The sequence below is a fragment of the Castellaniella sp. genome (assembly GCF_034675845.1).
In the GTDB taxonomy this organism is placed as follows: Bacteria; Pseudomonadota; Gammaproteobacteria; order Burkholderiales; family Burkholderiaceae_B; genus Castellaniella.
Window position 1 is genome coordinate 1,684,361 of sequence record NZ_JAUCCU010000001.1, and the last position, 12,102, is coordinate 1,696,462.

Sequence of the window (12,102 nt, forward strand, 5' to 3'; positions counted from 1 at the left end):
AGGGGCCTAGTGCGATAGACGGCCTTCGTCGTCGGCCAGCAATTCTTCGAAGATCAGGTGATCGACCTCGGCTTCTTGGCTCCAGAGGACCATCAGGGCCAGAACCTTGATTTCAGCCAGCGACAACGGAGAATGATCGGCGACCTGGGCTGTCTCGATGAGAATTTCCCGCAACGCGGGCGGCAGGCTGTCGGAGTTTTCCAGGAAGCTGATGAAGCCGATGGCCTCGGTGCCCAGCACGGCGTATTCCTGCTCGGTATAGATGCGGGTATTGTGCAACTGGGTATCGTGCGAGATCGCCAGCGGCAGGCAGTGCTCGGTGGTGCTGGCCAGGGTGCGCAGCCAGTTCAGGGCATCGTTGATATCGTCGTGTTCGAAGCCTACGGCCGCGAGCTTATTGGCCAGCACGTCAGCGCGTGGACAAGCTTGCGGGGTGTAGTAGTTTTCGAATAGATAGACCAGAATATCGTACATGGTGTTCAGCGTGGCGGGTTACCTCGATAGTGTACTTGGCTTGGTGTCTGTAAGGGGGCGGTGGCTTGGGTTCTTCAGCCGGGCCGTGCCCGTGTTCGCCGGCGCGTGCGGTCTCCTCTGCCATAACATCGCGGCATAACAGAAAGAATGATGGCGTCATGGTCTTTGGTGGGATTCCACGGTTTAATTGAAGCGCCACTTTTTCATTTCAGGCGCAGGCAGGGTTTGCGCGACACAGGCGCCCCAAGCATCTGGCCAGGACGAGACAACACCATGCGTAATTTCAAAATAGGCACCCGGCTGGCGCTGGGGTTTGGCCTGGTCATCATCCTATTGCTGGTGCTCTCGGGGATAGGCGCCTGGCGTATTCTCAGCTCGCAACAAGACAACCAGGTGCTGGGCCAGCGCCTGCAGGCCAATACTTTGATTCAGCAGCTGGCGCGCCAGGTCAGTATCGGTGCCAATCAGACCCAGGCAACGCTGGCCGCAGACCCGGATGCTTTGCGCAATCTGAAGACCAGCATTCTGGCCCTGGATCAACAGATGCAAACACTGGGCGGCGATCTGGCTGTGCAAATCACAGACCCGGATGCATTGACCGTGTTGCAGCAGTTTATGCAGGCATACGAGGCCTATCTGGTATCTCGCAATCAGGCTTTCAAAAGCCTGGACGAGGGTGACTACGGCGCCGCCGATGCGTTCTTCAGCCGCGATCTGCCCAAGATCACCAGTGGCTTGCTGGCTCAGGCGGATCAACTGTCGCAGTATCAGGCCGAATCCGTGCGGGGCTTGTTTGCCGACAGCGCACAGTCCAGCCGCTTGGGCTTGATTATTCTGGCACTGGCGACTTTGCTGGCGGTATTGCTTAGTCCTTTGCTGGCCTGGCGGGTGACACGCTCGATCACGTATCCGCTGTCCTTGGCACTGGGCCATGCCCGTGCGGTGGCAAGACGGGATTTAAGCCACGAATTCCAGCCCACCGCCAAGGACGAAGTGGCTGATTTGGCCCGAGCCCTTGCTGAAATGATCCGCAGCCTGCGCGCTGCAATCAGCGAGGTCCACCGGGGGGCGGGTTCGGTGGCCACTGCGGCTGCCCAGATCACCCATGGCAATCTGGATTTGTCCTCGCGTACCGAACAGCAGGCCAGTTCTTTGGCGCAGACAGCAGCCACCATGGAAGAACTGACTGCTACGGTGCGACACAACGCGGACAATGCCCAGCAGGCCAATCACTTGGCGGCTGCTGCGGCACAAACCGCCACCGAAGGGGGGGCCATGGTGTCCCAGTTGGTGGACACCATGGGTGACATTCACGTCCGCTCACAGCAGGTGGCCGATATCATTGGTGTGATCGACGGCATTGCCTTTCAGACCAATATCCTGGCGCTCAATGCCGCCGTGGAAGCGGCCCGGGCGGGCGAACAGGGCCGAGGCTTTGCCGTCGTGGCCGCTGAAGTGCGCGCACTGGCCCAGCGCAGCGCATCCGCCGCCAAAGAAATCAAGACCCTGATTGATACGTCGGTGGCGGCAATCTCAAGCGGCAACGAACAGGCAGCGCACGCTGGCGACACCATGCAGGGTATTGTCAGCGGCGTTCGGCGCGTGACCGACATCATGGGCGAAATCAGCGCGGCCAATCGGGAACAGACCACCGGGATTGAGGAAATCAATACGGCGGTGGCGCAGATGGACGAAGTCACGCGCCAAAATGCCAGCCTGGTCGAGGCCTCCGCGTCTGCGGTTTCTGTTTTGCAAGAAGATGCAGACGCATTGGCGCAACTGGTATCGAGCTTCAGCTTGGGGGCATCGCAGGCCAGCCAGCAAATCAGCCATGCCGGGGTGACCCCTGTGCCCTCAGGGCGCACACGGCCTTTGCTTGGTGCGCCCTGAGGGCTTTTAGTCCCCGGCTTCCAGTGCGATCAGGGTCACGCCCTCGGTGACCTGATCGCCCACGGCATAGAACACCTCCTGAACGATCCCGTCGTGCGGCGCTTCGATGGTGTGCTCCATTTTCATCGCCTCCATCACCACCAGAGGCTGACCCTGGGTGACGGCATCGCCGGGAGCCACGCTGACGGACAGGATTTTCCCGGGCATGGGGGCCGTCAGCCCGCCTGCGGCATCGTCGGCCTGACCGGTGGCCAGGGCAATGGGATCTTGCCATTGCAGGGTGTGGCGTTGGCCCTGGGTATAAAGGTCCAGGCGCAGGCCCTGAAGGTATGCGTCCCCGCTGCATTCCTGGACATCCCCCTGAGCCGGATCGCTACCCAGGCGGATATGCAGGCGCTGCGGCTGCCGGGGGTCGGCCTGCCATGCGAATGGCTGGGCCGGCTGGCCGTTAATGGCCAGCAGCCATTGGTCGCCCTGGCGCTGGACGTGCAACGTGTGTTCGCCCAGCGGATCTTGCAATACCAAGTCGCGCTGGTAAGTGCCGCCGACGCGCCAGCCATCGACCTGTTGCCAGGGGCTGGCTTGCTGGCCGCCGACACTTGAGCTGTGCGGGCTTGGCCCGCTGCCTGGGTTAGCGCTGCTTAGTCCGTTTGCGCACAAGATGGCTGCAGCGCCCAGGGCCAGCACCCGGTCGGGCGTGGCACTGGGCGTGGGGAACAGGCGGTCGTGTTCGCGTGGGATCAGCCCGGTGTCCAGGTCCGCAGAGACAAAGGCGGGGTTGGCCATCAGCCGCCCCAAGAAGGCAATATTGGTGTGCAGCCCGGTGGCGCGTACAGCGGCCAGTGCGTGCAACATGCGCTGGCGGGCATCTTCGCGATCGCGGCCATGTACGATCAGCTTGGCGATCATGGGGTCGTAATACGGAGTGATGGTGCCGCCTTCGCGCACGCCGCCATCCACCCGTACCGGGCCGGGCTCAAAAGCAACGTGCTCGGGCCATTGCAGCACGTCCAGGTGGCCGATGCTGGGCAGGAAGTCTTTGTCCGGGTTTTCCGCATAAACGCGGGCCTCGATGGCGTGTCCCTGGATCTGCAGCTGATCCTGTGTCAGGGGCAGAGGCTGCCCGGCGGCGACTCGCAGTTGCCATTCGACCAGATCCTGGCCGGTGATGGCTTCGGTCACAGGGTGTTCCACCTGCAGCCGGGTATTCATTTCCATGAAGTAGAAGCGTCCGTCGGGTTCGACGATGAATTCCACCGTACCCGCGCCGACATAGCCGACGGCCTGGGCCGCGGCCACGGCGGCCTCACCCATGGCTGCGCGGCGTTCCGGGGTCATGCCGGGGGCGGGGGCTTCCTCGATGACCTTCTGGAAGCGTCGCTGCACGGAGCAGTCGCGCTCGAACAGGTAGACGCACTGGCCCTGGGTATCGGCAAAGATCTGGATTTCAATGTGGCGTGGTTTCTGCAAGTAGCGCTCGACCAGGACCAGGGGGTTGCCGAAGCTGCTGGCGGCTTCGCGCTGGCAAGAGGCCAGAGCGGCAGGGAAAGCGTCATTGGATTCGACGATGCGCATGCCCTTGCCACCGCCCCCGGCGCTGGCTTTGATCAGCACGGGGTAGCCGATCTGGCACGCCTGATCCTGCAGAAAGCCGGTGTCTTGTGTGTCGCCATAATACCCGGGCACCAGGGGTACGTGGGCTTTGTCCATCAGGGCCTTGGCAGCGGATTTGCTGCCCATGGCGGCGATGGCCTGGGCGGGGGGGCCGATGAATACCAGGCCTGCATCCGCGCAGGCATGGGCAAAGTCGGCGTTTTCCGATAGAAACCCATAGCCTGGGTGGATGGCCTGGGCGCCTGTGCGTAGCGCAGCCTGCAGAATGACGTCGGCCCGCAGGTAGCTGTCTTTGGGTTCAGGGCCACCGATAAAAACGGCTTCGTCGCAGGCTTGGACGTGGCGTGCCTGGGCATCGGCCTGGGAATATACCGCGACGGTGCGGATGCCCATGCGGCGGGCGGTGGCGGCGATGCGGCAGGCGATTTCGCCGCGATTGGCGATCAGAATGGAATCAAACATGGTGGTTTCCTTACATGCGGAACACGCCGAAGCGGGTGGCTTCGACAGGCGCGTGGCGGGCGGCGGCCAGGCCCAGGCCGAGCACGCGGCGAGTGTCGGACGGTGCGATGATGCCGTCGTCCCACAGTCGCGCAGTGGAATAGTAGGGATGGCCCTCGTGTTCGTATTGGGCGCGAATCGGCGCCTTGAAGGTTTCTTCTTCGTCGGCTGACCACTGGCCGCCCTTGCGTTCTATATTGTCGCGGTGCACTGTGGCCAGCACGCTGGCGGCCTGCTCGCCCCCCATGACCGAGATGCGGGCATTGGGCCACAGAAACAGCAGGCGCGGGCCGAACGCCCGACCACACATGCCGTAGTTGCCGGCACCAAACGAGCCGCCGATCAGCACGGTGAACTTAGGCACGGCGGCGGTGGAGACAGCGGTGACCATTTTGGCACCGTGGCGGGCAATGCCCTCGTTTTCATATTTGCGGCCCACCATGAAGCCGCTGATGTTTTGCAGAAACACCAGGGGGATATTGCGCTGGCAGCATAGCTCGATGAAGTGCGTGCCTTTTTGAGCGGCCTCGGAGAACAGAATGCCGTTATTGGCAATGATGCCCACGGGCATACCGTAGATTTTTGCAAATCCGGTGACCAGGGTGGTGCCAAAACGGGCCTTGAATTCTTCGAAGTTCGACCCGTCCACGATGCGAGCGATGACCTCGCGCACATCGTAGGGTTTGCGGGTGTCCTGGGGGATGATGCCGTTCAGTTCGGCCGGATCGTACAGGGGTTCGTCCCAGGTCTGGGGGATTGGCGTGGCGGGGCGGTTCAGGCGGGCCACGGCTTCACGGGCCAGGCGCAGGGCATGAGTATCGTCCTCGGCCAGGTGATCGGCCACGCCTGATAGGCGGGTGTGCACGTCGCCGCCGCCCAGGTCTTCAGCCGAAACTTCTTCGCCGGTGGCCGCCTTGACCAGTGGCGGACCGCCCAGAAAAATGGTGCCCTGATTGCGCACGATAATGGACTCGTCGCTCATGGCGGGCACATAGGCACCACCTGCAGTGCAGGACCCCATCACTACCGCCAACTGGGCGATGCCCATCGAGGACATGACTGCCTGGTTGTAGAAAATCCGCCCGAAGTGGTCGCGGTCGGGGAAGACTTCATCCTGGTTGGGCAGGTTTGCGCCGCCCGAGTCCACCAGGTAAATGCAGGGCAGGTGATTTTGTTGGGCGACTTCCTGGGCACGCAGGTGTTTTTTGACCGTCAGCGGGTAATAGGTGCCGCCTTTGACGGTGGCGTCGTTGCAGACGATGACGCATTCGGTGCCGCCCACGCGGCCTATGCCGGTGATCAGCCCGGCCCCGGGCGAGGCGTTGTCGTATATATCCTGCGCCGCCAGGGGGGAGAGTTCCAGAAACGGGGTGCCGGGATCCAGCAGTCGTTCGACGCGTTCCCGGGGCAGCAGTTTCCCCCGGGCCAGATGTCTGGCGCGGGCGGATTCGCTGCCGCCCTGGGCGGTGCGGGCCAGATGAGCACGGAGATCGTCGATCTGTTGGCGTGTCACCTGGGCGTTGTCCTGAAATTCCTGTGATCGCGGATTGACGCGGGATTCAATGACCGGCATGGGGTTTCCTGGAAAAAGGGTGGCTCGGGGGCGGCGCGCAGGCGTCGCCCCTAGAGGCTGGAAAGAGTGTGATGAACAGGGGCCTTGGCCCCTTATTCATGGGCGGATTGATGCGCTGATCAGACCATTTCGATGGCCAGGGCCACGGCTTCGCCGCCGCCAATGCACAGCGAAGCAATGCCACGTTTGCCGCCGGTCTTGCGCAGGGCGCCGATCAGGGTGGTCAGCAGGCGGGCGCCCGATGCCCCGATCGGGTGGCCCAGGGCGGTGGCGCCGCCGTGGACGTTGACGCGGTCGTGCGGCAGGTTCAGATCCTTCATGGCAGCCATGGTGACGACGGCAAAAGCCTCGTTGATTTCGTACAGGTCTATGTCCTCGGCCTTCCAGCCGGTCTTGGCCAGGAGCTTCTGGATGGCCCCCACCGGCGCGGTGGTGAACCATTCGGGTTCGTGCGAGAACTGGGTATGGCCGACAATGCGCGCCAGCGGCTTGGCGCCCAGTTCAGTGGCCTTGGATTCGCGCATCACCACCAGGGCGGACGCCCCGTCGGAGATCGAGGACGCATTGGCCGCCGTGATGGTGCCGTCTTTTTTGAAGGCGGGCTTCAGGGTGGGGATTTTTTCGGGCATGGCCTTGTAGGGGGCCTCGTCCTTGTCGATCACGGTGTCGCCTTTGCGGCCGGCAATCGTGACCGGGGTGATTTCCCATTGGAAGCTGCCGTCTTCTGTGGCCTGGCGGGCGCGTCGCAGGGACTCTAGTGAGAAGGCGTCTTGCTCTTCGCGGGTGAATTGGTATTTAGAGGCGCAGTCTTCGGCGAACACGCCCATGGCGGTGCCGCGCTTGTAGGCGTCTTCCAGACCGTCCATCGCCATGTGGTCATAGACCGTGGAATGGCCGTAGCGGTAGCCCTGACGGCCGCGCAGCAGCAGATAGGGGGCGTTGCTCATGCTTTCCTGACCCCCGGCCACCACGACATCGGCGGATTCGGCCTTGATGATGTCGTGGGCTAGCATGACGGCCTTCAGCCCGGAGCCGCAGACCTTGTGCAAGGTGCTGCAGGCCACGCTTTTTGGCAGGCCTGCGCCGAGGGCGGCCTGGCGGGCGGGTGCCTGACCCTGGCCGGCTTGCAGCACATTGCCCATGATGACTTCTTGGACAGCATCGCCGGCGATGCCGGCGCGTTCGACGGCAGCGCGGATGGCGATGGCACCGAGTTCGTGGGCCGAGAGGCCTGAGAGGTTGCCCATCATGCCACCCATGGGCGTGCGGGCGGCAGAAACGATGACGATGGAATCGGACATGGTGAGCTCCTGGTCGTTAAGACGTCGTGACTGGTTCCGGGATGGAATCAGCCGGTTTTTGGGGATACAGCCGTCTGGCTGAAGCGTAGGGGAAAATGTCTTCAATGCGGCCCTGAGCGGCGCGATGACGGCATTCCTGCCACCATTGTGCATCCAGAAGCGCGGCATGGTGTTTCATGAAGGCACTGCGCACACGAGCATCGCCCAGCAAAAAGCGTGCGAATTCTTCGGGGAAAACGTCGTTTCGGCCCACGGGATACCAGGGTTCGCTGGCCATCTCGGCTTCTTCATTGGGGGCGGGGGGGATACGGCGAAACTGCATTTCGGTCATGCGCTGGATTTCGTCGTAGTCGTAGAACACCACGCGGCCCAGGCGGGTGACGCCGAAGTTTTTGTACAGCATATCGCCGGGAAAAATATTGGCGGCGGCCAGTTCGCGGATGGCCTGGCCGTATTGCCGCACGGCGGCTTCCAGGGCGGCATCCGAGGCGCTGGTCAGGAAGATGTTCAGCGGCGTCATGCGGCGTTCGATGTAAACGTGCTTCAGGACGATCAGGTCGTCGGTTTCTTCGAGCAGGCTGGGAACTTCGGCGCGCAGTCCATCCAGCAGACGGGTGGAGAAACGGCTGCGCGGCAGGGCGACCTGAGAGTATTCCCAGGTGTCGGCCATGCGCCCGACGCGGTCGTGTTTTTTGACCAACTGGTATTTTTGCAGCACGGTTTCTTTGTCCATGCCTTCCTTGGCGATCCGGTCGCGGATGAGCTTGAAGACATAGGGATAGGAGGGCTGGTTGAACACCGTCATGACCATGCCCTGAATGCCGGGGGCGTAGTCGAAATTATCGCGCGAGTGCGCCAGATGATGTAAGAAATCCCGATAAAACAAGGTTTTACCCTGTTTTTGCAGGCCGATGGTGGTGTAGATTTCGGCCTTGGGCTTACGCGGAAACAGGGTGGCCAGAAAGTCCACATAGGCAGCCGGGGCCTCCATGTCGACCAGAAAATACGCCCGGGTGAAGCTGAACAGCGTGCTGAGATCATCGCTGGTATGCAGTAGGGCATCCAGCTGAATATGCCCCGAAGGCGTGTGCAATAAGGCAATCGAGAAGGGGTGAATCGCGGTCTGATTGACCAGTCGTCCCACGATATACGCGCCCTTGTTGCGGAAAAACAGGGTGTTCAGGACTTGCAGCTGGCAGTCTGGCGCCAGGCGCTTTCCCAGGCCGCGCGGCAGGCTGCGGCGCAGGTGGCGCAGGCCCATGAAAGCCAGGCGGCGGGCATCGCTGGGCAGGTCCTGGTAGGGTGCGGCCAGGCCAAAATCAGCCACCAGGCGCACCAGGCTGGGCAGCAAGCCTTCGGTCAGGGGATAGTACGAGCGGTAGGCGGATTGTGCGCCGTCCAGGTAATCCGTGGCGACGGCAGGCCGCACGAATAAAAAATCATTGTTGAAGTAATTGCGGTGCAGAATGCGGCAGGAGACGGAATTGAAGAAAGTCTCGGCGCATTCGGGTTGCAGATGGCTGCTTAACAGGCCGATATAGCTGGATTTTGCGGCCTGCCAGTACGCCAGTTGTTCGGGAGTCAGGTCAGTGCCGGGGGCGGTCTGGGCCGATGAGGTGCCGCGCAGCGCCTGACCCAAGGCCATGGCGCATTCGCGCACGCGGGTGTCGTAGTATTCGATGCGTTCGCGTGAAAGCTGTTGTATCCCGTGCCAGTCGCCGGATTCAAACAGGGATTTTGCGCGTTGGGCGCCATAGCGAAACAGCGAGTAGTGGCGGTCGAAGCCCGCCAAAATGATACGCGCCACGGCCTCGGGGGTTTTCCCCCGAGGGGCGACAGGTTGGATGTGCTGGTGGTCGCCGTCGTCGCGCATGGAATCAGAGTGTTTCGTTAAAGAGTTCTCGTCCTATCAGCATACGACGAATTTCGCTGGTGCCGGCGCCGATTTCATAGAGTTTTGCGTCGCGCCACAGGCGGCCCGTGGGGTAATCGTTGATATAGCCGTTGCCGCCCAGGATTTGAATGCCTTCACCCGCCATCCAGGTGGCTTTTTCGGCGCAATACAAAATGACGCCAGCGCAATCCTTGCGGACTTGGCGAGCGTGCTGGTTGCCCAGGCGATCCAGGTTTTTACCCACGGTGTAGCAAAATGCGCGACTGGCCTGCAAGGTGGTGTACAGGTCGGCCAGCTTCGCCTGGACCAGTTGGAACTCGCCGATGGCCTGGCCGAACTGGCGGCGTTCGTGCACATAAGGCACCACCACGTCCATGACGGCCTGCATGATGCCCAGGGGGCCGGCCGCCAGCACGGCGCGTTCGTAATCCAAGCCGCTCATCAGCACACGCACCCCGCCGTTGAGCTCGCCCAGGATGTTTTCAGCCGGAACGACGCAGTCCTGGAAGACGAGTTCGCCGGTGTGCGAGCCGCGCATGCCGAGCTTGTCCAGCTTCTGGGCCACGGAGAAGCCAGGGAAGGATTTTTCAATGATGAAGGCGGTGATGCCGCGCTGCTTGGCCTCGGGGTCGGTCTTGGCATAGACCACCAGAGTATCGGCGTCCGGCCCGTTGGTGATCCACATTTTGGTGCCGTTCAGGACGTAGTGGTCGCCGCGTTTGTCGGCCCGCAGGCGCATGCTGACGACGTCCGATCCGGCACCGGCTTCGCTCATGGCCAGGGCGCCGATCTGTTCGCCGGAAACCAGGCCCGGCAGGTATTTTTGTTTTTGGGCTTCAGTGCCGTTGCGATGGATCTGGTTGACGCACAGGTTGGAGTGCGCCCCATAGGACAGGGCGATCGAGGCGCTGGCCCGCGAGATTTCTTCCATGGCGATCATGTGCGCCAGATAACCGAGATTGGCCCCGCCGTAGGCTTCGTCCACGGTGACGCCCAGCAGGCCCAGGTCGCCGAATTTGCGCCAGAGATCCATGGGGAATTGATCGTCGCGATCAGCGGCGGCGGCGCGCGGGGCGATTTCAGCCTGGGCAAAATCACGCACGGCATCGCGCAACATGTCCAGATCGGAACCTAGGTCGAAGTTCAGGCCGGGTAAATCCATGGGGTGGTCTCCTGGTGGGGATTATTTGGCAAATACGGGGAGGGCGTCCGAAACCGGATGATGGACTGCTGCCAGGTCGGCTGCTTGGCGGCTGCGCAGCAGAGCGACGCATTCAGCCTGCTGGCGGTGCAGTTCTTCGAGAGTCTCGTCCAGGTCGTGGCGCTGTTGTTCCAGCTTTTGACGGTGGTTGTCCAGCACCTGGGCGTAATGCTGCAGCTGGGCCGTGGTGCTGGCGTGGCTGCGATCGTACAGGTTGATCAGGGTAACGATTTCGGCCAATTGCAGGCCCAGACGACGGCCACGCAGGGCGAGCTTCAGGCGGGTGCGGTCACGTGTGGCGTACACGCGATTGCGGCCTTCGCGCGCCGGACTGACGATGCCCTGGTCTTCGTAGAAACGAATGGTGCGCGGCGTGATGCCGAATTCGCGGGATAGCTCGGAGATGGTCCAGGTAGGATGGCGCATGGGCATGGGTTCGCGCAGTGCTCAAGGAAAGATTCATTATGCATCTAGTTTACGTTAACGTAAAGTGCTGGTTCTGACATAATGGTGTTTTTGAATCAAGGAGACTTCGCATGAACCCGCAGGAACAAATGCTGGAATATCCCTGGGACATGACCCAGCCCGAACCCGGCTACGCGATCAATGTGGCTGATGGGGTGCGTTGGGTACGCATGCCCCTGCCGTTTGCGCTGGACCACATCAATCTCTGGCTGTTGCGCGATCAGATCGACGGACGCGATGGCTGGACGGTGGTCGATTGCGGTATTGACCGCCCCGAGGTGCGCGAATGCTGGGAGGCCGTATTCAATCAGGTGCTGGAAGGGCTGCCGGTCTTGCGTGTCATCGTGACCCATATGCATCCGGATCATATCGGCCTGGCGCACTGGCTGTGCCAGCGCTGGCAGGCGCCCCTGTGGATGAGCATGACGGACTATGCCCTGGCCCGCTTGTGGACGGGGACCACGGCGACGGACACATCTGTCGAAGGCAGCGGCCCGGCAGGCGAATCCGCAGCACGTCATTTTGGCCGACATGGCCTGGTGGACCCGGAGGCCCAGGCCCTGATCCGCAAGCGCCATGATTATTATGCCCGTCTGGTGCCCGACGTGCCCAAGCAATACCACCGCTTGCTGAATGGCCAGACGCTTTCCATCGGCGGGCGGGATTGGCAGCCGATCGCCGGTTATGGCCATGCACCGGAACACATGTCCCTGTGGTGCCCTACCCTGGATGTTTTGATTTCCGGCGATATGGTGCTGCCGCGCATTTCCACCAATATCAGCGTATTTGACCTGGAACCCGAGGCGAATCCCTTGCCTTTGTATCTGGAGTCGCTCAAGGATTATGACAGCCTGCCGGAGCGTACCCTGGTGCTGCCTTCGCATGGACGGCCATTTCGTGGCTTGCATGAGCGGATCGCACAGCAGCAGGCGCACCACGCCGAGCGTCTGGCCGAAGTGCTGGCTGCCTGTCATCACCCCCAAAGCGCGTATGACCTGCTGCCCGTCCTGTTTCACCGTCAGCTGGACATGCACCAACTGGGTTTTGCCATGGGGGAAGCCGTGGCCCACCTGCACGCCCTATCCTTTCAGGGGGACTTGATTCGCAGCTTGGGTGAGGACGGAGTCTACCGTTTCTGCCAAGCCTGAATCCGGCATTCCGGCGATCACTTTTAACCTCATACAGGACA

At 61.9% G+C, this 12,102-nt stretch carries 9 protein-coding genes; 2 read left to right on the top strand and 7 right to left on the bottom strand.

Annotation, left to right across the window (positions count from 1 at the left end; genetic code table 11):
• Positions 1-6 precede the first annotated feature (6 nt).
• Complete coding sequence (locus tag VDP81_RS08165; RefSeq protein WP_322995849.1) at positions 7-474, bottom strand: DUF494 domain-containing protein; 468 nt, start codon at positions 472-474, stop codon at positions 7-9.
• Positions 475-747: 273 nt separating this feature from the next.
• On the opposite strand from VDP81_RS08165, the gene VDP81_RS08170 reads away from it, so the two are divergent.
• Positions 748-2,364 (top strand): methyl-accepting chemotaxis protein, encoded by a 1,617-nt coding sequence (locus tag VDP81_RS08170; RefSeq protein ID WP_322995851.1) that lies wholly within the window; start codon positions 748-750, stop codon positions 2,362-2,364.
• 6 nt (positions 2,365-2,370) lie between these two features.
• On the opposite strand, the gene VDP81_RS08175 is transcribed toward VDP81_RS08170, so the two are convergent.
• The 6 genes from VDP81_RS08175 to VDP81_RS08200 all read right to left on the bottom strand — a co-directional run bounded on the left by VDP81_RS08175 (position 2,371) and on the right by VDP81_RS08200 (position 10,874).
• Positions 2,371-4,440: an acetyl/propionyl/methylcrotonyl-CoA carboxylase subunit alpha gene (locus VDP81_RS08175; protein ID WP_323012013.1), complete on the bottom strand. Its 2,070-nt coding sequence runs from the start codon at positions 4,438-4,440 to the stop codon at positions 2,371-2,373.
• Positions 4,441-4,450: 10 nt separating this feature from the next.
• On the bottom strand, positions 4,451-6,052 hold the full coding sequence (locus tag VDP81_RS08180; protein ID WP_322995853.1) for a carboxyl transferase domain-containing protein: 1,602 nt from the start codon (positions 6,050-6,052) through the stop codon (positions 4,451-4,453).
• A 119-nt stretch (positions 6,053-6,171) separates the two neighbouring features.
• Positions 6,172-7,353: an acetyl-CoA C-acyltransferase gene (locus tag VDP81_RS08185; RefSeq protein WP_323012014.1), complete on the bottom strand. Its 1,182-nt coding sequence runs from the start codon at positions 7,351-7,353 to the stop codon at positions 6,172-6,174.
• 16 nt (positions 7,354-7,369) lie between these two features.
• The gene (aceK, locus tag VDP81_RS08190; protein WP_323012015.1) at positions 7,370-9,226 is read right to left on the bottom strand and encodes a bifunctional isocitrate dehydrogenase kinase/phosphatase; all 1,857 of its coding nucleotides are present in this window, start codon (positions 9,224-9,226) and stop codon (positions 7,370-7,372) included.
• Between the two features lie 4 nt (positions 9,227-9,230).
• Positions 9,231-10,409: an isovaleryl-CoA dehydrogenase gene (locus VDP81_RS08195; protein WP_322995856.1), complete on the bottom strand. Its 1,179-nt coding sequence runs from the start codon at positions 10,407-10,409 to the stop codon at positions 9,231-9,233.
• Between the two features lie 21 nt (positions 10,410-10,430).
• Entirely contained in the window at positions 10,431-10,874 is a 444-nt protein-coding gene (locus VDP81_RS08200) for a MerR family DNA-binding transcriptional regulator (protein ID WP_322995857.1), read from the bottom strand.
• A gap of 110 nt (positions 10,875-10,984) precedes the next feature.
• Here VDP81_RS08200 and VDP81_RS08205 point away from each other — a divergent pair, with 110 nt between their 5' ends.
• Positions 10,985-12,061, top strand: coding sequence for an MBL fold metallo-hydrolase (locus tag VDP81_RS08205; protein ID WP_323012016.1), 1,077 nt, complete (start codon positions 10,985-10,987; stop codon positions 12,059-12,061).
• Positions 12,062-12,102 lie beyond the last annotated feature (41 nt).